27 protein-coding genes are annotated in these 22,759 nt (G+C 71.6%); 13 read left to right on the forward strand and 14 right to left on the reverse strand.

Annotated elements, in window-relative coordinates:
- Positions 1–48 precede the first annotated feature (48 nt).
- Positions 49–429 carry a DUF427 domain-containing protein gene (locus ACZ63J_RS35910; RefSeq protein ID WP_465399141.1) on the forward strand — a complete coding sequence of 127 codons (381 nt, stop codon included), beginning with the start codon at positions 49–51 and terminating at the stop codon, positions 427–429.
- A gap of 16 nt (positions 430–445) precedes the next feature.
- The gene (locus ACZ63J_RS35915) at positions 446–1,276 is read left to right on the forward strand and encodes a LysR family transcriptional regulator (RefSeq protein WP_465399195.1); all 831 of its coding nucleotides are present in this window, start codon (positions 446–448) and stop codon (positions 1,274–1,276) included.
- Position 1,277: 1 nt separating this feature from the next.
- Here ACZ63J_RS35915 and ACZ63J_RS35920 read toward each other — a convergent pair whose 3' ends face one another.
- Complete coding sequence (locus ACZ63J_RS35920; RefSeq protein WP_465399142.1) at positions 1,278–2,252, reverse strand: chitinase; 975 nt, start codon at positions 2,250–2,252, stop codon at positions 1,278–1,280.
- Between the two features lie 114 nt (positions 2,253–2,366).
- Positions 2,367–3,065: a DUF2306 domain-containing protein gene (locus ACZ63J_RS35925; RefSeq protein WP_465399143.1), complete on the reverse strand. Its 699-nt coding sequence runs from the start codon at positions 3,063–3,065 to the stop codon at positions 2,367–2,369.
- Between the two features lie 138 nt (positions 3,066–3,203).
- Between ACZ63J_RS35925 and ACZ63J_RS35930 the strand changes: the two genes are divergently transcribed.
- Both ACZ63J_RS35930 and ACZ63J_RS35935 read left to right on the forward strand, forming a co-directional pair.
- The gene (locus ACZ63J_RS35930) at positions 3,204–4,109 is read left to right on the forward strand and encodes a TetR/AcrR family transcriptional regulator C-terminal domain-containing protein (protein WP_465399144.1); all 906 of its coding nucleotides are present in this window, start codon (positions 3,204–3,206) and stop codon (positions 4,107–4,109) included.
- A complete protein-coding gene (locus ACZ63J_RS35935) occupies positions 4,103–4,621 on the forward strand; it encodes a GNAT family N-acetyltransferase (RefSeq protein ID WP_465399145.1) in 519 nt (172 codons plus the stop codon). Before ACZ63J_RS35930 ends, ACZ63J_RS35935 begins: the two co-directional genes overlap by 7 nt.
- 3 nt (positions 4,622–4,624) lie before the next feature.
- On the opposite strand, the gene ACZ63J_RS35940 is transcribed toward ACZ63J_RS35935, so the two are convergent.
- From ACZ63J_RS35940 to ACZ63J_RS35950, 3 genes are read right to left on the reverse strand one after another with little or no spacing between them, the layout of a single operon-like run.
- A complete protein-coding gene (locus ACZ63J_RS35940; RefSeq protein WP_465439766.1) occupies positions 4,625–6,046 on the reverse strand; it encodes an FAD-dependent monooxygenase in 1,422 nt (473 codons plus the stop codon).
- A gap of 10 nt (positions 6,047–6,056) precedes the next feature.
- On the reverse strand, positions 6,057–6,629 hold the full coding sequence (locus ACZ63J_RS35945) for a PadR family transcriptional regulator (protein WP_465399147.1): 573 nt from the start codon (positions 6,627–6,629) through the stop codon (positions 6,057–6,059).
- A 13-nt stretch (positions 6,630–6,642) separates the two neighbouring features.
- Positions 6,643–7,098, reverse strand: a complete 456-nt coding sequence (locus ACZ63J_RS35950; RefSeq protein WP_465399148.1) for a MarR family winged helix-turn-helix transcriptional regulator — start codon at positions 7,096–7,098, stop codon at positions 6,643–6,645.
- 55 nt (positions 7,099–7,153) lie between these two features.
- Here ACZ63J_RS35950 and ACZ63J_RS35955 point away from each other — a divergent pair, with 55 nt between their 5' ends.
- On the forward strand, positions 7,154–7,480 hold the full coding sequence (locus tag ACZ63J_RS35955) for a putative quinol monooxygenase (protein ID WP_465342463.1): 327 nt from the start codon (positions 7,154–7,156) through the stop codon (positions 7,478–7,480).
- Between the two features lie 2 nt (positions 7,481–7,482).
- Here ACZ63J_RS35955 and ACZ63J_RS35960 read toward each other — a convergent pair whose 3' ends face one another.
- A complete protein-coding gene (locus tag ACZ63J_RS35960; protein ID WP_465399149.1) occupies positions 7,483–8,277 on the reverse strand; it encodes a hypothetical protein in 795 nt (264 codons plus the stop codon).
- A gap of 59 nt (positions 8,278–8,336) precedes the next feature.
- Positions 8,337–9,107 carry a maleylpyruvate isomerase family mycothiol-dependent enzyme gene (locus ACZ63J_RS35965; RefSeq protein ID WP_465399150.1) on the reverse strand — a complete coding sequence of 257 codons (771 nt, stop codon included), beginning with the start codon at positions 9,105–9,107 and terminating at the stop codon, positions 8,337–8,339.
- 94 nt (positions 9,108–9,201) lie between these two features.
- Here ACZ63J_RS35965 and ACZ63J_RS35970 point away from each other — a divergent pair, with 94 nt between their 5' ends.
- Positions 9,202–10,356 carry an MFS transporter gene (locus ACZ63J_RS35970; protein WP_465399151.1) on the forward strand — a complete coding sequence of 385 codons (1,155 nt, stop codon included), beginning with the start codon at positions 9,202–9,204 and terminating at the stop codon, positions 10,354–10,356.
- Here the strand turns inward: ACZ63J_RS35970 and ACZ63J_RS35975 are convergent.
- Complete coding sequence (locus ACZ63J_RS35975; RefSeq protein ID WP_465399152.1) at positions 10,346–10,966, reverse strand: winged helix-turn-helix transcriptional regulator; 621 nt, start codon at positions 10,964–10,966, stop codon at positions 10,346–10,348. The two genes, ACZ63J_RS35970 and ACZ63J_RS35975, sit on opposite strands and share 11 nt — an antisense overlap.
- A gap of 60 nt (positions 10,967–11,026) precedes the next feature.
- Between ACZ63J_RS35975 and ACZ63J_RS35980 the strand changes: the two genes are divergently transcribed.
- Positions 11,027–11,395 carry a VOC family protein gene (locus ACZ63J_RS35980; RefSeq protein ID WP_465399153.1) on the forward strand — a complete coding sequence of 123 codons (369 nt, stop codon included), beginning with the start codon at positions 11,027–11,029 and terminating at the stop codon, positions 11,393–11,395.
- 5 nt (positions 11,396–11,400) lie between these two features.
- Here the strand turns inward: ACZ63J_RS35980 and ACZ63J_RS35985 are convergent, their stop codons facing one another.
- Complete coding sequence (locus tag ACZ63J_RS35985; protein ID WP_465342456.1) at positions 11,401–11,766, reverse strand: winged helix-turn-helix transcriptional regulator; 366 nt, start codon at positions 11,764–11,766, stop codon at positions 11,401–11,403.
- 99 nt (positions 11,767–11,865) lie between these two features.
- Between ACZ63J_RS35985 and ACZ63J_RS35990 the strand changes: the two genes are divergently transcribed.
- The 4 genes from ACZ63J_RS35990 to ACZ63J_RS36005 are packed head-to-tail and all read left to right on the forward strand — an operon-like array spanning position 11,866 to position 15,452.
- A complete protein-coding gene (locus tag ACZ63J_RS35990) occupies positions 11,866–12,711 on the forward strand; it encodes an alpha/beta fold hydrolase (RefSeq protein ID WP_465399154.1) in 846 nt (281 codons plus the stop codon).
- Positions 12,708–13,529 carry an MBL fold metallo-hydrolase gene (locus ACZ63J_RS35995; RefSeq protein WP_465399155.1) on the forward strand — a complete coding sequence of 274 codons (822 nt, stop codon included), beginning with the start codon at positions 12,708–12,710 and terminating at the stop codon, positions 13,527–13,529. The genes ACZ63J_RS35990 and ACZ63J_RS35995 overlap by 4 nt, the downstream gene beginning before the upstream one ends.
- 7 nt (positions 13,530–13,536) lie before the next feature.
- Positions 13,537–14,400: a LysR family transcriptional regulator gene (locus ACZ63J_RS36000; protein WP_465399156.1), complete on the forward strand. Its 864-nt coding sequence runs from the start codon at positions 13,537–13,539 to the stop codon at positions 14,398–14,400.
- 53 nt (positions 14,401–14,453) lie between these two features.
- Positions 14,454–15,452, forward strand: a complete 999-nt coding sequence (locus ACZ63J_RS36005; RefSeq protein WP_465399157.1) for an NAD(P)H-dependent oxidoreductase — start codon at positions 14,454–14,456, stop codon at positions 15,450–15,452.
- A gap of 12 nt (positions 15,453–15,464) precedes the next feature.
- Here ACZ63J_RS36005 and ACZ63J_RS36010 read toward each other — a convergent pair whose 3' ends face one another.
- The 3 genes from ACZ63J_RS36010 to ACZ63J_RS36020 form a co-directional block, all read right to left on the reverse strand.
- Entirely contained in the window at positions 15,465–16,670 is a 1,206-nt protein-coding gene (locus ACZ63J_RS36010; protein WP_465399158.1) for a glycosyltransferase, read from the reverse strand.
- A gap of 529 nt (positions 16,671–17,199) precedes the next feature.
- Positions 17,200–18,324, reverse strand: a complete 1,125-nt coding sequence (locus ACZ63J_RS36015; RefSeq protein WP_465399196.1) for a C40 family peptidase — start codon at positions 18,322–18,324, stop codon at positions 17,200–17,202.
- A 17-nt stretch (positions 18,325–18,341) separates the two neighbouring features.
- Positions 18,342–19,304, reverse strand: coding sequence for a nucleoside hydrolase (locus tag ACZ63J_RS36020; RefSeq protein ID WP_465399159.1), 963 nt, complete (start codon positions 19,302–19,304; stop codon positions 18,342–18,344).
- 52 nt (positions 19,305–19,356) lie between these two features.
- On the opposite strand from ACZ63J_RS36020, the gene ACZ63J_RS36025 reads away from it, so the two are divergent.
- Together ACZ63J_RS36025 and ACZ63J_RS36030 are read left to right on the forward strand one after the other, a co-directional pair.
- On the forward strand, positions 19,357–20,112 hold the full coding sequence (locus ACZ63J_RS36025) for an acyltransferase (protein ID WP_465399160.1): 756 nt from the start codon (positions 19,357–19,359) through the stop codon (positions 20,110–20,112).
- A 20-nt stretch (positions 20,113–20,132) separates the two neighbouring features.
- Positions 20,133–20,504: a hypothetical protein gene (locus ACZ63J_RS36030; protein WP_465399161.1), complete on the forward strand. Its 372-nt coding sequence runs from the start codon at positions 20,133–20,135 to the stop codon at positions 20,502–20,504.
- Between the two features lie 29 nt (positions 20,505–20,533).
- Here ACZ63J_RS36030 and ACZ63J_RS36035 read toward each other — a convergent pair whose 3' ends face one another.
- The gene (locus ACZ63J_RS36035; RefSeq protein ID WP_465399162.1) at positions 20,534–21,859 is read right to left on the reverse strand and encodes an APC family permease; all 1,326 of its coding nucleotides are present in this window, start codon (positions 21,857–21,859) and stop codon (positions 20,534–20,536) included.
- Positions 21,856–22,731 (reverse strand): carbon-nitrogen hydrolase family protein, encoded by an 876-nt coding sequence (locus tag ACZ63J_RS36040; protein ID WP_465399163.1) that lies wholly within the window; start codon positions 22,729–22,731, stop codon positions 21,856–21,858. The genes ACZ63J_RS36035 and ACZ63J_RS36040 overlap by 4 nt, the downstream gene beginning before the upstream one ends.
- Between the last annotated feature and the right edge of the window lie 28 nt (positions 22,732–22,759).

A 22,759-nucleotide genomic window follows, 5' to 3' on the forward strand; every position in this document is an offset into this window, starting at 1 on the left:
CGGGTCCCGGGTGCTGCTCCTGGTACACGACCTTTTCGAGGAGCTGACATGCCGGAGAAGAAGGTGCTGGTCCCGGGCCCGGACCACCCGATCACCGTCGAGCCGACCCAGGCGCGCGTGGTGGTCAAGGTGGGCGGGCGCGTGGTGGCGGACAGCCGCAGCGCGCTGACCCTGCAGGAGTCGACCTACCCGGCCGCGCAGTACATCCCGCGGGCGGACGTCGACGCCCATGTGCTGGAGCGGACCGACCACGAGACGTACTGCCCGTACAAGGGTGACGCCAACTACTACAGCCTGAACGTCGGTGACGTTAAGGCGGAGAACGCGATCTGGACGTACGAGAAGCCGTACGACGCGGTCGCGGCGATCAAGGACCACGTCGCGTTCTACCCGAACGTCGTGGACTCGATCGAGCTGGTCGAGGACTGACCTGGACCTCGACCTGCTGCGAACGTTCCTCGCGGTCCACCGCGCGGGCTCGCTGACCGGTGCGGCGCCGTCGCTGGGCTTGTCCCAGCCGACGGTGACCGCGCAGGTCAGAGCCCTGGAGGAGCAACTGGGGCAGCAGCTGTTCGTCCGGCGCGCCCGCGGCGTGACGCCGACACCGGTGGCCGACGAGCTCGCGGCCCGCATCGCCCCGCACGTGGACGCCCTCGCCGGCGTCGCGCTGGGCCCGGCGGACCCGTTCGCGACGCCGGTCCACCTGGCCGGCCCGGCCGAGCTGACCACGGCTCGGGTCCTGCCCGCGTTGGCGAGCCTGGTCGCGTCCGGTCTCCAGCTGCGTGTGAGCTTCGGCCTGGCCGACGACCTCCTGGCCGGCCTGACACAGCGACGCTACGACCTGGTCGTCTCGACGATCCGCCCCCGCGGCCGCGGCCTGGCGGCAACACCGCTGACGGACGAGGAGTTCGTCCTGGTCGGCCCCCGCGGCTTCACCGGCGACCCGCGGACCGCGCCGCTGGTGGCCTACGCCGAGGACCTACCGATCATCCGCCGCTACTGGCGTTCGGTGCTGGGCGTCCGTCCGCCCGCCGGGCCCGCAGTGGTGGTGCCGGACCTGCGAGGTGTGCTGGCGTGCGTGCTGGCCGGGTTCGGCGTGAGCGTGCTGCCTCGGTATTTGTGTGCGGCGGAACTGGCGTCGGGCGAGCTGGTGGCGCTGCTGGATCCGGCCGAGCCGCCGATCAACACGCTGTTCGTCGTGACCAGGGCCGAGCCGAGCCGGGCGGGGCCCGCGGCAGTGCGTGACGCTCTGCTCGCGGACGCCGCCCGCTGGTGACTCAGCCCGTGTAGCCCGCGAAGATCTTCGCGAACTCGTACTTCGACTGCGGCACGTTGGTGCACTTGTAGAGCGCCCCGGTGCACGCGTTGGCGTCGCGGCCGGCCTCCCAGAACGACAGCATGCCCAGGTGGACGGTCTTCGCGAACGCGACCAGCGCCTTCGCGTCCTTCTGGTAGAAGATCTCGTTCTGCGAGTCGTTGACCCCGATCATCGGGGTGACGCCGACCTTCTTCCACGCCGCCGCGTCGCTGAGCCCGTAGAGCGACTTCAGCTGGGCCTGCGTCGCCTTGGCCGCGGAAATCGCCTTCGCGCCCTGGTCGCCGGCGCCCTGGTAGTAGTCCATCGCCATGATGTTGACCAGGTCGAGGTTGACGCCGGCGTCCTTCGCCGCCTTGACGACGTTGAGCCCGTTCGCGTCGAGGCCGTTCGGCAGCACCGGCAGGGTCAGCGAGATCTTGAGCCCCGGGTTGTTGTTCTGCAACGTCTTCAGCGCCTGCGAGCGGCGCGTGATCGACGTCGGGTCCGCGACGGCCGCTCCTTCGATGTCGAAGTCGGCGTACTTCAGGCCGTACGCCTTGACCACGGCGTCGTACTCGGCCGCGACCTGCGCCGACGTGCTGCACGCCTGGGCCAGCTCGATGCCGGACGCGCCGCCGAAGGAGATCTTGACGTCGCCACCGCCGTTGCGGATCTTGGTGATCTCGTCCTTCTGCCACGCGGTGCGCGGGTCGTAGGCGCCGAACCAGCTGGCCTTGCAGCCGTAGGAGTTGACGAAGGCGAGCGTGAAGCCCTTGACACCGCTCGCGGCGGACATCGCCGAGAGGCTGGGCGTCGGCCACGCGCCCATGTCGACGTAGGGCCCGACCGGGATCGGGGAGCCGGCCGCGGCGTCCGCGGGCGCGGCGAACCCGGTGGCCAGCACGGCCAAACCGCCCAAAGCGGCCAGGAGGGGACGGAAACGGGGTAGACGCATGGGGGACCTCCACGACGACGAGCGCGGCGGCGGGAATTCCTGTCCTGATTGGTATAGACCATTAATGTGGTCCGGACCATAGGCCGTTCGGGGGCATGACCGCCGGTGACGGGCTCAGGCGCGCCTGCGTCCCCGCTCCAGCCACCACTGGGTGACCAGCAGCGGCACGACCCAGCCCGTCCACGTCGTGATCCCGGCGATCGCCTGGCCCATCGCCAGCTCACTGCCGCCGAACGTCGTGTCGAGCTGCGGCGCGAAGACGACCGCCCAGACGATCCCCCAGATCCGGTTGCTGATGATGGACATGCAAAGCGCGAAGCTGCGGATCATCCACCGCCGGTGCTCACCGAAGCGCCGGGCGCGCGCCATCCGGTAGCCCTGCACGGTGCAGCCGAACCACAGCAGCGCGAGCAGCACGTTCGACACGGCCCCGATCGGCCCGAACGGCGCGGCGAGCGCGATGGCGAACCCCGCGATCGACGCCGGGATCGCGCCGGCGAAGACGTAGACGCGGCCCGTCCGGCGATGTACCACCGGGTGCTTCTGCCGCAGCCATGGCCAGATCTGCAGCGAGCAGGTCACCATGGCGATGGTCGCGAAACCGATGTGCGTGACGAGCACCGGGTAGTACCAGCCGACCCCGTCCGGCGCCGGGATCCGCGACTCCGCCGGGTCCAGGCCGAGGTAAGGCGGGAGCGAGTACACGAGGAACACCGTGACGAGCAGCCCCAGCGGGAACACCCACGGGCGGCGCCACCACGGCGTGGCGCGCCGGGCGTCGCCGATGCTCGCCGGAGTCTCGGTCGTGGTCATCGTTTCCCCCCTGGTTCGTACGCTGTATCAGCACCGTATTGACCAGCGGAATCCCGCGGCAATCCTAGGCTCCGACAATGGGGGAGTACCCTGAAACCGTTCTAGGTCCCGAGGTGAAGTGTTCTAGTACGGATCGAGGTGTTCGTGGCCGAGCCGGCGCCGTACCTGCGGATCGCGGCGGACCTGCGTCGCCGGATCAACGCGGGCGAGCTGCGGCCGGGCGACCGCGTCCCGTCGACCCGCACGCTGGTCCGCGAATGGGGCGTCGCGATGGCGACCGCGGCGAAAGCGCTCTCCGCGCTGGGCGAGCAGGGCTGGGTGCGCGCGGTGCCGGGCAGCGGCACGGTCGTCGCCGAGCGGACCCCGCAGAAGACGCCGCTGGGCCGGGCGGCGCTGGTGCGCGCGGCGATCGCGCTGGCGGACACCGAAGGCCTGGCCGCGCTGTCGATGCGCCGGCTGGCCGCCGAGCTGGGGGTCGGCCCGATGGCGCTGTACCGGCACGTGCCGGACAAGGACGAGCTGCTCCGCCTGATGGCCGACGCGGCGCTGGGGGAGGCCGAGCTGCCGGAGCCGGGCCCGGCGGCGTGGCGGCCCCGGCTCGAGCTGGCCGCCCGCGCCCAGTGGCGCACCTACCGCCGGCACCCGTGGCTCGCGCCGATCCTGCTGAACTCGCTGGTCCGCCCGCCGGTCCTGGCCGCCGGGCTGCGGCTGGTCGACTGGTCCCTGCGCGCACTGGCCGAGTCGGGCTTGCGGCGCCGGGTGAAGCTGCAGGTGGTGATGACGCTCAACGGCTGGGTCGGCGGCCTGGCCGTGAGCAACGCGTTCGAGGTCGCGGCCGAGCAGGACACGGGCATTTCGGGCGACCAGCGCCTGGGGACGGAAATGGCACTGCTCGCGGGTTACCTGGAGTCGGGCCGCTTCCCGGTGCTGGCGGAGGTGATCACGGGCGTCGAAGACGTCGATCTTGACGAGGCGTTCGAGTTCGGCCTGCGCCGCCAGCTCGACGGCATCGCGGTACTGCTGGAAGACTCCCGCCGGTGCTGATCACCACGGAACGTCTCACGCTGCACGCGTGGTCTGAAGACTTCTTCGACGACCTGTTCGCCCTGGCCCAGCTGCCGGAAACGGTCCGCTACGTGGGCACGGGCGAGCCGTGGAGCCACGAGTACACGCTCACCAAGCACCGCGCGACGCTCGAGCACTGGGCCACCCACGGTTTCGGCTGGTACGCGGTGTCGGCGGGAGTGGATTCCTTCGACGGTGTGGTGTCCTTGGTCCGCCGGAACGCGACGGAGTCGGGCCTGGGCGCCCCGGCGGTGGAGATGGGCTGGTGGATAGCCCCCTCCGGCTGGGGCCGTGGTTATGCGACGGAGGCGACGACGGCGGTGCGGGACCACGTGTTCGCGTCCGGGTTCGCCGAGCGGTTGCTGGCGGTGTACGAGCCGGTGAACGCCGCGTCGGCGCGGGTGGTGGCGAAGCTGGGGTTCAAGCCGCACAGCAAGTTCACGCTGGACGGCCGGGTGGAGCAGCGGGCCGTTCTGGAACGCTCGCGCTGAGGCTCAGACGTGAGCCGGGACATCCCCGACCCACCGCCGGAGAGCCTCGGCCAGCCCGGCATCACCGGACCCCGGCACCCCGACCCAAGCCACATGCCCGTCCGGCCGCAGCAAAACCGCGTCGAAGTCCAAAGTGGACGAAGAAGCCGTCACCACCGAGAGCTCCGAAGCCCAACCCTCGAACCTTCCGGCAAGATCCACCAGCACCGGGCGTCCCGAGTGCAGCAGCGCCGCCAGGTGCGTCGGGCGGCCCGCGACCGTCAAGGGCACGTCCGGCGCCATCCGCCCCAGCCAGGCGTGCCCGCCCGGCTCGTAACACGCGTCCAACCCGGTGACGATCTCCGCCAGCGCCCGGTTCCCCGCCGGGTGCGCGGCCACCCGCCGCAGGAGGTCGGCCCACGGCTCCTCCGGCGCCGCCTCCTCCACCGCCACCTGGGCCCGCGTGTTCGCCAGGATCCGTTCCCCCGCCGCGTGCCGCTCGGCGTGATAGGTGTCCAAAAGCCCGGGAGGCGCCGTCCCCAGCACCGTCGCCGCCAGCTTCCACCCCAGGTTGAAACTGTCGTCGAGCGCGACGTTGACCCCGATCGCCCCCGCCGGTGGGTGGATGTGCGCCGCGTCGCCGGCCAGCAGGACCCGGCCCTCCCGGTAGCGCGAAGCCAGCCGCGCCGCGTCGCCGAACCGGGTCAGCCACCGCGGTTCCCGCAGCTCGACGTGCCGGCCCAGCACCGCGTCGACCTGCGCCTGGAGCAGCGACAACGGCACCGGCGCGTACTTGTCCGCCGGTGGCTCGTCCTCCCGGACGACGATCCGGACGTACCCCGGCCGCGGGATGACGAACACCGTCCGGCCGTCCGGACCGGCCGAAACCCCGTACGGCAGCTCGCATTCGACGTCGCCGAGCAGCGCGAACCACCGCGCGTCGACACCGGGGAAGCCGATCCCCGCCTGCTTGCGCACGGTGCTCCGCCCGCCGTCGCACCCCACGAGGTACCGGGCCCGGATCTCCCGTCCACAGTGGACCAGGACGTCGCCCGCCGACTGCGTGAACGACCGCAGCTCGTGGCCCCGCAGCAGCTCGACACCGAGGTCGAGCGCCCGCGCCTCCAGCACCTCTTCGACGCGCGTCTGCGGGATGCCCAGCGAAAACGGGTGGTCGGTCGCCGTGCCGTCGAGCAGCAGGGGGCCGGGCAGTCCCGTGACCGGCGCGTGCGGCACCTGGTGGCCTTCGGCGACGAGGTCGTCGGCCAGCCCGCGCCGGGCCAGCAGGTCGAGCGAACGCGCGTTGAGGTTGAACCCGCGGCAGTGCGGCGGCCGCTCGGGATGGCGTTCGACGACCGTCGTGCGCACGCCGGCCAGCGCGAGCTCCGCGGCGAGCAGCAGGCCGGCCGGGCCGGCGCCGGCGATCAGGACCTCGGTTTCGAGCACGGTCTTCCCCTCAGAAGTGTTCGGGCCACGGCAGGGAGCCGGACCGGATTTCGGCGACCGTGCGACGCGCCCACTCGAGCTCGGCCTGCCACGCGTGCCGGACGAACTCGACCTCGATCATGAACAGCCGCGGTGCCCCTTTGCCGACCGTCTCCTCGAGCGCGGTGTCCGCGCCTTCGATGCGTTCGGCGAGGTGACGCGCGCGTTCCTCCAGCGCGTCGGCGGCGCGCTCCGGGCCGAGCGCGCCGAGGTAGCTCACCGCCGCGACGAACTTCGGGTACTCCGCGACCGGCTCGCGGACCAGCTCGTCGAGCCACGCGACGAACTCCTGCCGGCCGAGCTCGGTGTGCGCGTAGACGGTCCGCTCCGGCCGGTTGCCGTCCCGGACCGTCTCGACGGGCTCGATCCAGCAGTGCTTCGCCAGCGCCTCCACGGTGTCGTAGAGCGAGCCGGGGTTGATCTTGAAGCTGCTGTCCTTGTAGCGCTCGCGCAGCGTGGACGCCATTTCGTACGGGTGCATCGGGCGTTCCAGCAGCAGGCCGAGCAGGGCCAGCGCGAGTGTGTTGCGGATCTTGCGTGGCACTGGTCGCTCCCTATTAGTCGTTTCCGACTATACGACGGCCGTCAAGCAGGTTGCCGACGCAGGTGCGCAACAGCCCGGCCAGGAAGCGTCGCTGGTCGCCCGACAGGTCGCCGAGCATTTCTTCCTCGGCCTCGGCCACCAGGTCGTCGGCCGTGTGCAGCTTCGTGCGGCCGGACGGCGTCAGCGCCACCGGCAGCGCTCGTCCGGTGGTCGCCCGTTCGGCCACGGTGACCAGGCCGGCCGTCCGCAGCCCGCCGAGGACGTCCCGCAGCGACTGCCGGGTGACAAACGTGACCCGCGCGAGTTCGGCCGACGACGCGCCGGGGTGGTCGTCGAGCGCGCGCAGCACGGCGTACTGCGCCATCGACAGCTCCAGCGGCCGCAGGCGGTCGGTGCAGGCCTGGTGCAGCGCCTGCTGGGCGCGTTTCAGCAGGTAGCCGGGCCGGTCGCCGGTCGGGGCTTGACTCATGACAGGAACCTTACACATACTGGACTTGTAAGGACCCTGACATCGAGGAGGAGTCATGGCGACCACGACCATCACCGCCGGGGCGGATCTGGCCACCCTGGTCAACGTCTTCACCGTCGAGCCCGAGCGGCAGCAGGAACTGGTCGACGTGCTGGTCAAGGCCACCGAGGACGTCATGCGGCACCGGCCGGGCTTCGTCGCGGCGAACATCCACGCCGGCGTCGAAGGCACGCGCGTGGTCAATTACGCGCAATGGGAGAGCGTGGACGCGTTCCGCGCGATGCTCGCCGACCCGGTGTGCCAGGAGCACATGCAGGCCGCGCTGGCGTTCGCGACGGCCGACCCGCAGCTCTACACCGTCGAGTCGGTGCACCACATTTGACGTCAGCGCACGTCGAGCGCCGTCACCCCGGAGACGTACCGGCCGCCCTTGACGTCCCCCAGCGGCACGAGCCGCGGCAGGGCCAGCGGGACACCGTCCTCCACCGTGGACAGCAGCAGCGGGCGGCCGCCGGTGCGCTCTTCGGCGAGCGTGACGGCCGCGCCGTACCCGTCCTCGCCGACCGCGACCACCGCGGTGTCCGGCCGCGGGAGCACGCCGGCGACCAGCAGCACCAGGGCCAGCGACGGCCCGGTCTCGGTGTGCGTCTGCTGGCCGGTGCCCGAGCCGAAGGACGCGGTCACCGTGCGGGACGGCAGGTGAGCCAGCAACGCCGGCGGCAGCGTGACGGACCGGTGCGTGGTCGTGATCCGCACGGCGCGCTCGGCGGCGGTCGCGGCGGAAACGGCCACCTGCACCCGCCGGACGTCCCGGACGCTGCGGCTGCGGTCCCGGTCGCCTGGCACGACCAGATTGATCCCATGATCGGTCGTCAGGACGGCGGGGTGGTTCCCGAACGCCGGGTCGAGCTCCGCGAGCGCGAAGGTGACCGCGCGGTGCGCCGAGCCGGTGACGGTCAGCGTCACGCGCAGCGCGGTGTTCTTCCCAGGCGGCAGCACCGGCGCCGATGCGGCGACGAGCTTGGCCAGGTCGCCGCCGGAGGCCTTCAGCTGCGAAGCGGTGTACGACGCCGGAGTGGCGACCGCGCCGTCGATCGTCACCGTCCGGGTCGACGCGCCGGCCGGCGCGACGGTCCCCGCCAGCAACGCGGCGGAAAGGGCGAGCACACGGAGCAGCATCCGGCCTCCTCGGGTCCGCAGGTGCGGAACGAACGCCGAATTCTAGCCGAGGGAACGCCTCAGAACTTCGTGTTCTCCCGCCAGTGCCGGAACAGATCGGCGTTGCCGGAAATCGACAACCGCGGGTCGTCGGCGGCGATCCGGCCGGTCAGGGCCAGGAGCAGGTCGACGGCGCGGCCCTCGACGACGACGTCGGCCTCGGCGGTTTCCCGGCTCACCTCGACCGCCGACGGCGTCCGCCGCGCCAGCCACTCGACCGCCGGGGCGGTGGCGCGGAACAGCAGGGTCTCGCCCGCGCCCCGCAGTGCCGTCCGGTCCAGCGCCGGGTGGTGCTGTCGCGAAAAAACGGCCACGAGGTCGAGGCCCTCGGAGATGCCGTCGACGGCGAGGTCGGCGTCCACTTCGTAGTCCGCGCCGGTCGCGAGCGAGGCGTCCGCGCGGTGGACGACCGTCTCGTGGGTCAGCCGCCGCGTCCAGAACCCGGCGCGGCGGTCGGGGGTCCAGGTCGACGTCGGGGTCTCCGGGCCGACCTCGGCCACGACGGTTACCAGCTGTTCCGCGCCGTCGAGGAGCCAGTCGCCGAGGGCGTCGAACCCGGGTGGGTCGTCAACCGTCACGGCGTCGAACGGCACGTAGCCGGTGGGCCGGCTCGCGATGATCGCGGCGGACTTGTGGTAGGCCAGCCCGACGTGGCGGGTCAGCTCGTGCAGCGTCCATTCGGGACACGTCGGGACGCGCAGCTCCGGCTCGGCGTCCGCGATCACCGTTCCGAACAGCTCCGCCTCGGTGACGAGGGCTTCGGCCAGCCGGTCGTGGCTCAGTGACTTCACCCGGCCACCGTAGGGCCTCCGGCGGTGGCCGCGGGAGTCCTGATCGGCCGCCCGGAAGGGCACCCGTGGACCGAAGATCAGGATAATCCGAGGGGTGACTGGGGAACTGAAACGCGCTCGCCTGGGGGTTTCCGTCGTCTTCGCCGTGTGCGGAGCGGCGTTCGCGACCTGGCTGGCCCGGGTACCGGCGGTGCAGAACCAGCTGGGGCTGAGCACCGGACAGCTGGCGATCGGGTTGTTCGGCCTCGCGGCCGGGTCGGTGCTTACGCTGCTGGGCGCGGGAGCGCTGCTGACGCGGATCGGCAGCCGCGCGGCCGTCGTGCTCGGCGCAGTGGTGCTGTGCGCCGGGCTGCCGCTGGTCGCATTCGCCTGGTCGGCGCCGGTGTTCGTCTTCGCGCTCGTGGTGCTCGGTGTGGGCAACAGCCTGCTCGACGTCGCGATGAATGCGCACGCCGCGCGCGTCGAGGAGGGTTACGGACGCCCGATCTTCGCCGGGTTCCACGCGTTCTGGAACATCGGCGGCCTCGCGGGCTCCGGGGCCGACGCGCTGATGGAGGCCCTGCACATCCCGGTTTCGGTGCACTTCCCGGTGGCCGGCGCGGTGCTGCTCGCGCTGGCGCTGTGGGCCGCGCGCACCCGGTTCCTCACCGGCGCCGACCGCGGCCAGGGCGAGACGGCGTTCGCGTGGCCGAGCCGCGCGCTGGTGCCGCTGGGCGTGATCGCGTTCTGCGGGTTCGTCGCCGAGGGCGCGGTCAACAGCTGGAGCGCGGTGTACCTCGCCGACGTCACCGGCGCGACACCCGCGCTCGCTTCGCTGGGCTATTTCGCCTTCTCCGGGACGATGATCGCGGTCCGGCTGGTCGCCGACCGCGTGGTGGCGCGGACGGGCGCGGTGCGGTTCGTTCGTTTCGCGACCACGGTCGCCGTGCTCGGGTTCGCCGTGGTCCTCGCCGCGCTGTGGCCGGCCGCGGTCGTGCTCGGCTTCGCGGTTGTCGGCCTGGGCGTGGCCGGGATCGTGCCGATCGCGTGGAGCGTCGCGAGCCGGAAGCAGGCGGACGCGCCGGGCCGCGCGGTCGCCGCCGTCGCAGCCTGCGGATACCTGGGTTTCCTGGTGGAGCCGGTGCTGGTCGGGGCACTCGCGACGCGCGTCGGGCTGCACTGGGCGTTGTCGTCGGCCGTCGTGGTCACCTTCGCGATCGTGTTCCTCGCGCCGTCGCTGCGGGTACGGGAAGCCGCGCCTACACGGTGAGCAGCCGTTTCACGGCTTTGCGATCGCCTTCGACCTCGACGCGGCCGTCGGCGATCGCGGCGTCGAGGTCCGACGGCGTTTCGAGCAGGGCGTTCAGCGTCGGCGGGTCGGTCCGGAGCACGGCGTCCGGCTCGTCGGGTTCGCCGAGCTCGACGGTCAGCTCGCCCGGCTCGGTCCGGACCGTCCACACCCGAGCGTCCAGCTCGACGCGGTAGCAAGCGCTTTCGCGCGGGCGGGCGGAGCCGCGGAGGAACAGCAGCACCGAGGTCGCGCCGAGCGTCGCGGGCCGGGGGAGCGGGACGCGGGTCGCCCACGCGCCCAGCGCCAGGACGATCGGCTCCAGTTCGCGGCCCCATTCCGTCAGCTCGTAAACCGTCGAACCGGCCGGCGGCGGCAGCTTCCGGCGCGCCACGACGCCGTGGCCCTCGAGCTCCCGCAGCCGGTCGGTGACCAGGTTCGAGCTCGCGCCCGGCAGCGCGCGGCGGACGTCGGAAAAGCGCTGCGGCCCGAGCAGCAGCTCACGCACCACGAGCAGCGCCCAGCGTTCCCCGACGACGTCCAGCGCGCGGGCGGTGGCGCAGGCGTCGCCGTAACTCCGGTTCGTCGGCATGGTGCCAATTTACAACTACGAGGTTGTTTTTAACAACTAGAGCCGCGTACGGTGGCCGCCATGGGAAATCCGGTTGTGCACTTCGAAATCATCGGGACGGACCCGGCGCGCCTGCGCGGCTACTACGGCGAGCTGTTCGGCTGGGAGTTCGACACGTCGGGACCCGTGTCCGACCAGGTGTCGGAAGCCGGGAACTACGGGTTCGTCGAGACCGACGGCATCCCGGGCGGGGTCGGCGGCGGTGCGGGCCACCAAAGCCACGTTGTGTTCTACGTTGGTGTTCCGGACGTCGCGGCGGCGCTGGCGGAGGCCGAGCGCCTCGGCGGCACCCGCCGGATGGGCCCGGACCGGGCGCCGGGACGCGACCTCGTCGTCGCCCACTTCACCGACGTCGAGGGCAACCTGATCGGCCTCGCCGGCCCGGCCTGACCTCGCTACTCGGCCGCGTTGGCCCGGTCGATGGCCGCCATGTTCTCCTCGGCCCAGTTCCGCAGCGCGGCCAAGGGAATCTCGAGGGACCGGCCCAGATCCGTGAGCCGGTAGTGCACTTTCGGCGGCACGGTCGGCTCGACGCGGCGGGCGACCAGGCCGTCGTTCGTGAGCGAGCGCAAGGTCACCGACAGCATCTTCTGCGAGACGCCCGGCATCCGGCGTTGCAGCTCGGCGAAGCGCACCTCGCGCGGGTCCGCCTCGGCCAGCACCTTGACCGCCATCGACGTCCACTTAGTGCCGATGCGGTCGAGCAACCGGCGCGTCGGGCACGCCGGGTCGAACAGGTCGCCGCGGTTCGAGGGGGTCACCTGGAGCTCACCACCTGTCGGGAAAGTGCCGTCTTGGCCGGGGCCGGGGAGTTACCTACGGTTTTCTGGTAACCAATGGTAACTGCTCCGGGGAGAGTCATGGTGCGCGCGAACGGCATCGAGGTCAACGTCAGCGTCACGGGGGAGGGCCCGGCCGTCCTGCTGCTGCACGGCTTCCCGCATACCGGGCGGCTCTGGTCTGGGATCATCCCACGTTTGGCGACGCGGTTCCGCGTCATCACGCCCGACCTGCGTGGGCTCGGCGGAACGGCCCGGCCGGACAGCGGGTACGACGCGGGCACTCTCGCCGCTGACGCCGAAGCGCTCCTCGACGCGCTCGGGGAGCCGACGGCCGCTGTGGTCGGCATCGATGCCGGCGCGCCGCCCGCGTTCCTGCTGGCGATGCGGCGCCCCGAGCGCGTCCGGCGGCTCGTCCTCATGGAGTCGTTGCTGGGCCGCCTTCCCGGCGCCGAGGACTTCCTGGCCGGCGGACCGCCGTGGTGGTTCGGGTTCCACGCCGTCCCGGACCTCGCCGAGACCGTCCTCATCGGACACGAAGCCGAATACATCGGCTGGTTCCTCGACGCCGGCACGCGAGGACGCGGGGTGCCGCGCAAGATCCACGACCACTTCGTTGCCGCGTACACCGGGCGTGACGCCCTGCGCGGCGCGTTCGCCCACTACCGCGCGATGCCGGTCAGCGCCGGGCAGATCGCGGACGCCGTCGCGCACGGGCGGCTCACCGTGCCCACGATGGCGATCGGCGCGCAGCCCGTCGGGGACACGCTCGCCCGTCAGCTGCGGCCCGTCGCCGACGACCTGACGTCCCACCTCATCGAGGACTGCGGTCACATCATCCCGCTCGACCGGCCGGAAGTCCTGGCGCCACTGCTGAACACATTCCTTGACCTCGACCTAGCTGGAGCTTCAAGACTGTCGTCATGACGATCTGGATCTGCGGGACGTGCGGGGTCGAGCACCCCGACACCGACCGGCCCCCGGCGGGCGAGTGCGAGATCTGCGCGGACGAGCGCCAGTGGGTGCCCGCCGCCGGACAGGTGTGGACCACTCTCGAAAAGCTGTCGGCCGATGGCCACGCCGTGGTGCACGAAGAGCTGGAACCGGGGCTGCACCGGCTGAACCGCGAACCGCCGTTCGGCATCGGCCAGTGGACGCACCTGGTGCAGACCCCGCGGGGGAACCTGTTGTGGGACCCGCCGAACCACCTCGACCCGGCGCTGGTCGCCAAGGTCGAGGAGCTCGGCGGCGCCGCGGTGATCGTGGCGAGCCACCCGCACATGTACGGCTCGCAGGTCAGCTGGAGCCATCGGCTCGGGCGGGTTCCGGTGCTGGTGCACACCGCCGACCGGCGATGGGTGCGGCGCGAGGACCCGGTGCTGCGCGAATGGTCCGGCACCGAACAGGTGCTGCCCGGGGTGACGCTCGTCGAAGCGGGCGGCCACTTCCCGGGCGCCGCGGTGGCCCACGTCGAAAACGCCACCGGCGGGGCCCTGCTGGCCGGAGACACGATCGTGCCGGTGGCCGCGGCGGGCTGGGTGACGTTCATGCGCAGCTACCCCAACAAGATCCCGCTCTCGCCCGGGCTGGTGCGGCGGATCGTGGACCGGCTGGAGCCGTACGGGTTCGACCGCCTTTACGGCCTGCTGGGCGGCACGGTCCTCGGTGACGCCCAGGGGGCGGTGCGCCGGTCCGCGGAGCGCTACATCGCCTGGGCCGGTGGGGCGAACGACCACCTCGGCTGAGCGTCCCGTGGACCTGAACTCACTCCGGCAGTTCCTCGTGGTGGCGCGGCTCGAGCACCTCAGCCGCGCCGCCCGCGAGCTGCGCGTCGCCCAGCCGTCGCTGAGCCGCACCATCGCGCGGCTGGAGGCAGAGCTCGGCGCGCCGCTGTTCGACCGGGCCGGCCGCCTCCGGCTGAACGACGCGGGCCGGCTCTTTCGCGACCACGTCGAACGCTCGCTGGGCGAGCTCGACGCGGGACGCCGTGCCGTCGCCGAGGGCCTGGGGTCCGTGCGACTCGCGTCGGAAACGTTCCTCACGCTGACCGGGCCGCTGGCGGCGTTCAAGCGGAACCATCCCGCGGTCGAGGTCGAGCTCCAGTGGTCGCCGGCCGACGAGATGGCCCGCCGCCTGCGAGCCCAGGACGTCGACCTGTGTGTCGCCTCGCAGCCGATCCACGCCGAGGGCCTGGAGTCGGTGCAGCTGTTCGAGGAGGCGGTGGGGGTGGCCGTGCCTGTCGGGCATCCCTTGGCGGGCCGCACTTCGGTGCGCGTCGAGGAGCTCACCGGCGAGTCGTTCGTGACCGCGCGGAAAGGGCATTGGCAACGGCGATTGCTCGATCGGCTCTTCGCCGCGCGGGACGACACGCCGAAGATCGTCTGCGAGGTCGACGAGCCCACCGCGATCGCCGACCTGATCGGCGCCGGACTCGGCGTCGGCCTGGTCCCCGGCTTCGCCCGGCGCATGGCCCTGAGCGCCCCGCTGGTCTGGCTCGCCGTCGACAGCCCCGGCTGCCGCCGCGCGATCACGCTGTCCTGGGCCGCCGGCAGCCGGCTGCCGGCGGCCGCGCGTCTCCTGCGCACCACGATCACCGGCTGGGACTGGGCCACCTGACGTTCCGGCGGGCCGCGTCGTCGGAGGAGTACCCGCATCGGAACAGGAGAACGATGACCAAGATCGGAATCATCCTCGGCAGCACCCGTCCCGGCCGCAGGGGTGAGCAGGTCGCCCGCTGGGTCCACGACCGGGCGTCGCGGCGCGGCGACGCCCGGTTCGAGCTCGTCGACCTGCTCGACCACCCGCTGCCGCACCTGGACGCGCCGACGCCGGCGTCGCTGACCCCCGGTGAGCACGCCCATGAGCACACCCGGGCCTGGGCGGACGTCGTTGCGGCGTTCGACGGGTTCGTGATCGTCACCCCCGAGTACAACCACTCCCTGCCCGGCGTGCTCAAGAACGCCCTCGACCACGTCTACTACGAGTGGAACAACAAGGCGGCCGGGTTCGTGTCCTACGGCGGCGCGGGCGGTGCCCGAGCGGTCGAGCAGCTGCGGCTGGTCTGCGGCGCGCTGCACATGGCCGACGTGGCCGTGCAGGTCACGCTGCCACTGGCGACCGAGTTCGAGAACTTCACGACGCTCAAGCCCAGCGACCACACCGTCGGCACGCTGGGCACCATGCTCGACCAGGTCGTCGCCTGGAGCGCAGCCCTCGCGCCGCTGCGCACGACGTCCCGGCGTGAAACCGACGAAGCCGAAATCCGGCGACAGATCGACGGGATCGTCGCCGGAATCGGGGCCAAGGACCTCGACGGCCTGATGCGGCACTACGCGGCCGACGTCGTCTCCTTCGACGTCGAGCCGCCGCTGCAGCACGTCGGTGTCGAGGCGAAGGCCAAGAACTGGGCGAAAGCGTTCACCTTCTTCCGGGAGGTGTCCTACGAGGTCCGCGACCTGACGGTCACCGTGGACGGGAGTGTGGCTTTCGGCCACGCCTTCGGCCGGCTGAGCGGCACGCTCGAAACCGGGGTGGCGACGGACGGGATGTGGGTCCGCGCCACCTTCGGCTTCCGGAAGATCAACGGCGAATGGCTGATCACGCACGACCAGGCGTCCGTGCCGTTCGACCTGGTGAGCGGCCGGGGCGTGGCCGACCTGGAGCCGTGACGGCCTCCTCGGCTACGGCTGGGCGGCCAGGTCGAGGAGCAGTTTCGCGGCTACTTGGGCGCCGTCGGACCCCACCCTGGCGGCGATTTCCTGGGCCCTCGCCCGGGTTTCGGGAGCCAGGGCCGTGGTGAGCGCGGCGGACAGGGACTCGACGGTCGGCGTCGAACCGTCGTGTGCGGCGCCGACGCCCAGCTCGGCCACCCGCCCGGCCCAGTACGGCTGGTCCGCGATCCGCGGCACGACTACCTGGGGCGCGCCGGCCCGCGCGGCCGTCGTCGTGGTGCCCGCGCCGCCGTGGTGCACCACGGCGGCGACCCGCCGGAACAGCGCCTGCTGGTTGACCTCGCCGACGACGAAGCAGTCGTCGGCGCCGTCGGCCAGGGCGAGCTCGGCCCAGCCGCTGCCGAGCAGCAGCCGGCGGCCCTGCGCGCGAATCGCCTCGACCGCGACCTGCGCGATGCCCTTCGGCGCGTACGCGGCCATGCTGCCGAAGCCCACGTAGACCGGCGGCTCACCGGCGTCCAGGAACGTCTCGAGGTCGGCCGGCAGCGGGCGCTCGTCGGGCAGGATCCACGCGCCGGTCGGCACGAGGTCGAGGTCCGTCATGCCGTCGGACGGACACAGCACCGGATCCGCCGCCAGCCACGGCCGGTCGGTGAAGACGTGGTCCCGGACATCGCCGACCGGCGGCAGGCCGAGCGCCTCCCGCCCGCGGTTGAGCGGAGGGCCGTACAGGGCGTCGACCCGCTCGGCGTCCTGCGCCCAGAGCACCCGCTTGTCGGTCTCATCGGGCGGCGACGGCTTGCCCGGCCGCATGCCGGGAGGAAAAACCTGCGACGGCAGCCCGTGGAGGTGAAAGCTGGCGTAGACGTAAGGGATGCCCAGCTTCTCGGCGACATCCCGCGCCCCGGCGGGCAGCAGCCCGGTCGCGAGCAGCACGTCACACCCTTCGGCGGCGGTGGCAAGGGCCTCGAACCGCGCGGCGACCAGGTCGGCCGCCAGCCGGAAGGGATCCGGCCGCTCACCGGTGACCACCTGACGCACAGAGGCGCCGAACGGCGCCAGCGGCACCCCGGCCCGCTCCAGCAACCGCACAAAATCCCCATCCGGCGGCGCGCACACGAGCGCCTCCGCACCGAGCTCCCGCAAGGCGACGGCAAGCCCCGCCAACGGCTCGACGTCCCCGCGCGATCCCCACGTCGTCAACAGAACACGCACTTGATGAATCCCCGTTTCCCCTGGTCCTGGCTTCAGGCGAGCCATTCTGGGGCATCACCCCGGCCTTGCCGCAAGCCCCGGGGTCGGCTATATCTTGAAGGGGGCGGGGAGAACATTTCAGGATCTCGTACGCGGTGATCTGACCGCGCCTTCGGTGCTACCGGCTAACGGCGGCCGTCGCCGAAATCTGACCAAAGCCCGCGCGGCTGACCGGCCAACGGGCGCTCGTCGCCTTGGCCGAAAACCGACCATGCGCGGCTCGGCCGGCCAGCGCTCGCCGGCGTGGTCGAAACTTGACCGCCTGCCGCCTGCCAACCGGGCTTGTCGCGTGGCCGAATTCCGACCACAGCCCGCCCGGCCAGTCGGTCGACCGCGCTCGTCGCCCCGTCCGAAAACCGACCACGCGCCGCACGGCCAGCCAGCGCTCGCCGGCGTGGTCGAAACTTGACCACAGCCCGCGCGGCCGCCCGGTAGTCGGCTGCTCGTCACCGTGGCCGAAAACCGACCACATCCCACTCGACCAGCGAACTCAAGCCGTCGGGCGGCCCGCTCCCGCGTAGTCGTCGCCGTCCCTGCGGTACGAGTGCACCTGCACCGCCTGGCCGGTCTGCGGCGCGTCGATCATCTGCTGGTTGCCGATGTACAACCCGACGTGGTGGATCTTCGTCGCCGGCTCGCCGTAGAAGATCAGGTCGCCCAGCTGCGGGTCGGTCACGTGCGAAACGCTCCGGAACTGCGTGTCGGCCGTCCGCATCAGCTTGACCCCGGCGCTCGCGTACGCCGCCGTCGTCAGACCCGAGCAGTCGAAGCCCGGGTCGTTGCCGCCGGTGCCGTTGCCGCCCCAGATGTACGGGAGGCCGATCTTGTCGATGGCGAAGTTCACCGCGCTCAGCACCGCGGCGTTCGGCGCCGCCGAGCCCTGGCCGACCGTGCCGTAGACGTTCACCGTCGCCAGCGTCCGGTGCAGGAACAGCGGCGCGGACTGCAGCTTCGCGACCGCGTCCCACCAGACCTGGCCCTGCGACAGGTCGTGCCCGCCGTCGCACAGCGCGCGGCCGGTGGACAGCGCCGCGTCGTCGATGTTCTGGACATCGGGCTTCCCGCCCGAGTAGCTCGCCTGGTACTTCGCCCAGACCGCCGGCGCCAGCTGCATCGGCCCGGCGGCGTTCGCCGTCGAGACGACCTTGTTGTAGAAGTCCCGCACCTCGATCGTGCCGAGGGCCTTGTCCAGCACGCCGGTGGTGCCGAACTGCCCGCCCTGCGCCCGGCCGTGGTCCGTGGTCACTTTTCCGACCGCGGCGAGCGTCACCCACGAGAGGTGGCAGCCCGGGATGTCCTTGCCGATTTTTGTCGTCGCCTTCGCGTAGCCGACCATCGCGCGCAACGGCACGTCGAGCCACTGGCTGGTCTTGGACGCCCAGGCGTCGAACTCGCTGGCTTCCGGCACCTTCGGCGGCGCCGACACCGACGTCGGCGGGGGTGTGGTCGTTTTCGGGACAGGGGCCGTCGACGTGACCGTCGCGGCCGCGTTCGTCGTCTCCTGCTGCTTCGGCGCGAGCTGGACGCCGGCCACCAGCGCGGCGGCGACCACGACCACCGCGGCCACCACAACCGCGGTGCGCCGGCGGCGGGGTTCGGGCGTCTCCTCCGGCACGGCCTCGGGCTCCTCGCTCACCGGGCGGCCCCGGTCAGGCGGTCCAGGACGAAGCCGCGCAGCCCGTCGAGGTCGGTGTCCATCGCCACCTCGATCGGACGGCCGGGGGAGAACTGCGGATCGTCTTCACCGAGCCGTCGCCGGTCGACCAGCGTCTGGCCGCGAGCCGGACCCAGCCCGCAGTCGACGTCCACGCGGTAGGTCTCGCTGTGCAGGATCCCCGGCGAAATCGCCTCGGCGACCGCGACCGCGTCGTGCATGACCATCCGGTCTTCGCCGAACACGCGTGTGTAGTGCTGCCGATAGGTGGAAGTCAGCCCTTCGAGGGTCTGGCCGACCGGGCCCGACGCCGCGAGCTTCGCCAGCCACTCGGCGTCGACCGCGCACCGGTGCGTGAGGTCCAGCGGCACCAGCACCACCGGGACGTCCTCTTCGACCAGCACCCGGCGGGCCGACTCGGGGTCGCTCCAGATGTTGAACTCGGCGGCGGCGGTGCTGTTGCCGAACGTCACGCCGCCGCCCATGATCACCAGCCGCGCGATCTTCGCCGCCGCGCCCGGGTGGGCCGCGAGCAGCGCCGCGATGTTCGTCAACGGTCCGATCGGTGCGATGGTCACCGGCTCGTCGGCCGCTTCGAGCAGGTCGAGCATCAACCGGACGGCGTCGCGCTCGTCAAGGGGACGACTCGCCTCCGGCAATGTGTAGGAGTGGCCCGAGAGGCCGTCGCCGCCGTGGACCTCCTTGGCGTCGCGCGGCTTGGAGTACACCAGCGGACGCGCCGCCCCGGCTGCCACCGGGACGTCCGTGCGGCCGAACAGCTCCAGCAGCCGTCGCGCGTTCGAGGTCGTGCGGTCGATCGGGACGTTGCCGAACACCGACGTCACGCCGAGCAGGTCGACGTCCGGGGAGAGCGCGGCCAGCGCGATCGCCAGCGCGTCGTCGACGCCCGGGTCGGTGTCGATGATCAGCTTCGTGCCCATCCAGCTCCCCTTGCCCGTGAACCCGTCCCGCACACAGGTTACGGTCACCGGCATGACGTCGATGTGGGGTGCGCCCGCTCTTTCGCGGGTGCGGGCCTGGCGGCAGGCGCGCCGCGATCCGCGACAGGCGAAGTTCCTGACCGCCGACTCACTGCGCTGGGTGCTGCGCAACCGCGCGTACACGCCCTGGTACCTGGTCCGGTACTACCGGCTGCTCAAGTTCCGGCTCGCCAACCCGCACATCATCCTGCGCGGGATGCTCTTCCTCGGGAAGAACGTCGAGATCCACTGCCGTCCCGGCTACGGGCGCCTGGAGATCGGCCGCTGGGTCCACATCGGCGACGGCAACGCGATCCGCTGCCACGAGGGTTCGCTGCGGATCGGCGACAAGTCCGTGTTCGGCCGCCAGAACGTGATCAACTGCTACCTCGACATCGAGCTCGGCGCGGCCACGCTGGTCGCCGACTGGGTGTACATCTGTGACTTCGACCACGTCATCGCGGACATCCACGTCCCGATCAAGGACCAGGGCATCGTCAAGTCGCCGGTCCGGATCGGCCCGGACACGTGGCTCGGCACGAAGGTCAGCGTCCTGAAGGGCACCCGCATCGGCCGCGGCTGCGTGCTGGGCGCGCACGCGGTGGTCCGCGGCGACCTCCCGGACTACTCGATCGCGGTCGGCGCGCCGGCCCGCGTCGTCCGTAACCGCGAAGACGACTACGCGGCCGACGCCGCGCGACGCGAGGCCGTCGCGGACATGGCGCGGAAGGCGAACAAGGCGCTGCAGAAGACCCTCGGCGAGCAGTAGGGCCGGGCCATACTGGCCGGGTGGGGGAACTTCGCACTGTCTGGACCTCGGTGGTCCTGGCGCTGTGTGCCGTCGGACTGCTGATCGTCGTCCCGCTCCTGGTGCTGCAGGGGATCCTGGCGAGCGTCCCGGTGTTCGGCGAGCCCGGCGACCCTGGCGACGTCTTCGTCTGGGCCGCGGCGCTCGGCGCGGGCCTTCCGCTCGTGGGCGTGGTCGTTTCGGCGACAACGCGGCGTCGCGGGTGGACGTGGTTCTTCGGGATCTGCCTGGCGGTGGCCGCCGCGATCGCGACCCTGAACTGGGTGGACGACGTCCGGCACGCCCCGGTCGCCCCGGGGCCACGCCACTGCGTCGAGCACAGCGGCGGCGGCAACGAGTGCCCGGGGGGCTGACGAGGTCCGCCTTGCCCGTGCGGCCGGACCTACTCCTCGAAGGTCATCTCCGGCGGCGGCCGCCGGAAGCCGCGGGTGATCGCCGCCAGCACGATGATCCCGATCGCCAGCCAGACCAGGCCGAAGACCAGCGCGATCCCGTCCAGGTTGACCAGTAGCCACAAATCGACCACGGCCCCGATCACCGGCGCGACCACCCAGGTCAGCACGCGTTTCCCGGTCCGGTCCCGCAGCCACGTCGCGAGCACGCTGACGTTGACGAACGTGAACGCGGTGAACGCCCCGAAGTTGATGAACGACGTCGACGTGCTGACGTCCAGCGTCAGCGCGACCAGCCCGACGGCCCCAGTCAGCACGATCCCGAACACCGGCGTCGCGAACTTCGGCTGAAGCTTGCCGAAGACCCGCGGCAGCACACCGTCGCGGCCCATGGCGAACATCAGCCGCGACGCGCTCGCCTGCGCGGCGATCCCCGACGCGAACTGCGCGACGACCAGACCGGCGAGGAAGAACGACGCGAACAGGTTCCCGCCGATCGTCGTCGCGATTTCGAACGCGGCGGACGACTCGTCGGTGAACGAGCTGCCGGGGTGCGCGAGCTGGGTGAAGTAGGCGAGGACGACGAAGATGCCACCGCCGATCAACGCGGTCAGCAGGATGGCGCGGGGGATCGTCCGGCGCGGCTCGGTCGTCTCCTCGGTCAACGTCGTCACGGCGTCGAAGCCGAGGAAGGAGTACGTCGCGAGCGCGGCGCCGCCGGAGATCGTGCCCAGCGTGCTGCCGGGGTGGAAGAACGGCTGCGTGCTCGCCAGCGAGCCGCCGACGTGCAGCACCTGTTTGACCGAAAGAACGACGAAGAACCCGATCACCAGGATCTGGAACGCCATCAGCACGAAGTTCGCCTTCTCGGCGATCTTGATGCCGAGCACGTTGAGGATCGTCGTCAGCGCGATGAAAGTGATCAACCAGATCCAATTGGGCACGCCGGGGAACTCTGCCGACAGGTAGGCGCCCCCGATCAGCCAGATCACCATCGGCAGGAAGAAGTAGTCGAGCAGCACAGCCCAGCCGACGAGGAACCCGGCGCGCGCGTCGACCGATTTCCGGACATAGGTGTAGGCCGAGCCGGCGACGGGGTGGGTGGCGGCCATCTTCCCGTAGCTCGCCGCGGTGAACAGCATCGCGACCAGGGCGAGGAGGTACGCCGACGGCACGGTGCCCTCGGTCGTCGTCGCGACGATGCCGAAGGTGCCGAGCACGATGAGCGGCGCCATGTAGGCGAGCCCGAACAGGACGACGCCGGGCAGCCCGAGCCGGCGCTGCAGGGTCGCCGGGGTCGCGGCCGTGGAGGTCATCGGTCGTCTCCTTCTTGTGGACGCCAGCGGTCCGGGTCGATCCGGCCCTGGTAGAGCGGCAGGCTCAGGGGTGCGTCGGCGGGGGTGAACTGCTCCCACATCCGGTTGGTGCCCGCGGTGCCGTCCCGGCGAACGCGCGCCACCTCGTCGAGGTCGATCGTGTGGGCGAGGACGCCGTCGTCGTTTCCCGGCAACGCGCCGAGGACGTCCCCCTCGGGTCCGACGAGCAGGCTGTCGCCCATGCCGAGCGGCCCGGCCGTGTTCACGCTGGCGACGAAGACCTGGTTGACGATGGCGTTCGCCCGGGCCAGGACGAGCTCCTGCGCGCGGTCGGGCGTCGTGGTCTGGACGGGGTTGAGCACCAGTTCGGCCCCCATCCAGGCGAGGTGCCGGGCCACCTCGGGGAACCAGGCGTCGTAGCAGATCGAGAACCCGACGCGGCCGGCGTCGGCCAGGTCCGCGACGACGAAGCGGTCACCCGGGTCGTACGGCTCGTGCGGCCGCCACGGGAAGACTTTCCGGTACCAGCCAGCCAGCTCGCCGGCCGGGGAAAAGACCAGCGCGGTGTTGAACAGCTCGCCGTTGTCGCCTTTTTCGCAAACGGTGCCGGGCGCAAGCCAGATCCCCAGGTCGCCGGCCAGTTCGCCGAGCTCCTTCGTGCGCGGTCCGCGCAGCGGCTCGGCAGTGGCGCGGAGCTGCTTCGTGCGCTCGTCGCCTTCGCCGTCGACGCCGCAGAGGTGCAGCTCTGGGAAGGCGGCCAGGCGCGTGTCCGGAAATCGGCGAAGGACGGCTTCGACCTCGCCCGCGAACCCGTCGTCTCCGGCAGGTCGGGGCGGCGCTTGCACCAAGGCGATCGGCAGTGGTCGCGGCATGGACGAAAAATAGTCCATCTTGAGCACT

Source organism: Amycolatopsis sp. NPDC104863 (genome assembly GCF_055582965.1).

Excerpts from the sequence above, each read along its gene's own strand:
- ACZ63J_RS36035 (WP_465399162.1), bottom strand. The coding sequence starts at position 21,859 with ATGACCTCCACGGCCGCGACCCCGGCGACCCTGCAGCGCCGGCTCGGG.
- ACZ63J_RS35925 (WP_465399143.1), bottom strand. The coding sequence starts at position 3,065 with ATGACCACGACCGAGACTCCGGCGAGCATCGGCGACGCCCGGCGCGCC.
- ACZ63J_RS35920 (WP_465399142.1), bottom strand. The coding sequence starts at position 2,252 with ATGCGTCTACCCCGTTTCCGTCCCCTCCTGGCCGCTTTGGGCGGTTTG.
- ACZ63J_RS35910 (WP_465399141.1), top strand. The coding sequence starts at position 49 with ATGCCGGAGAAGAAGGTGCTGGTCCCGGGCCCGGACCACCCGATCACC.
- ACZ63J_RS36005 (WP_465399157.1), top strand. The coding sequence starts at position 14,454 with ATGACCAAGATCGGAATCATCCTCGGCAGCACCCGTCCCGGCCGCAGG.
- ACZ63J_RS36040 (WP_465399163.1), bottom strand. The coding sequence starts at position 22,731 with ATGCCGCGACCACTGCCGATCGCCTTGGTGCAAGCGCCGCCCCGACCT.
- ACZ63J_RS35980 (WP_465399153.1), top strand. The coding sequence starts at position 11,027 with ATGGGAAATCCGGTTGTGCACTTCGAAATCATCGGGACGGACCCGGCG.
- ACZ63J_RS35960 (WP_465399149.1), bottom strand. The coding sequence starts at position 8,277 with ATGCTGCTCCGTGTGCTCGCCCTTTCCGCCGCGTTGCTGGCGGGGACC.
- ACZ63J_RS36025 (WP_465399160.1), top strand. The coding sequence starts at position 19,357 with ATGACGTCGATGTGGGGTGCGCCCGCTCTTTCGCGGGTGCGGGCCTGG.
- ACZ63J_RS35975 (WP_465399152.1), bottom strand. The coding sequence starts at position 10,966 with ATGCCGACGAACCGGAGTTACGGCGACGCCTGCGCCACCGCCCGCGCG.
- ACZ63J_RS36020 (WP_465399159.1), bottom strand. The coding sequence starts at position 19,304 with ATGGGCACGAAGCTGATCATCGACACCGACCCGGGCGTCGACGACGCG.
- ACZ63J_RS35955 (WP_465342463.1), top strand. The coding sequence starts at position 7,154 with ATGGCGACCACGACCATCACCGCCGGGGCGGATCTGGCCACCCTGGTC.
- ACZ63J_RS35990 (WP_465399154.1), top strand. The coding sequence starts at position 11,866 with ATGGTGCGCGCGAACGGCATCGAGGTCAACGTCAGCGTCACGGGGGAG.
- ACZ63J_RS35950 (WP_465399148.1), bottom strand. The coding sequence starts at position 7,098 with ATGAGTCAAGCCCCGACCGGCGACCGGCCCGGCTACCTGCTGAAACGC.
- ACZ63J_RS35995 (WP_465399155.1), top strand. The coding sequence starts at position 12,708 with ATGACGATCTGGATCTGCGGGACGTGCGGGGTCGAGCACCCCGACACC.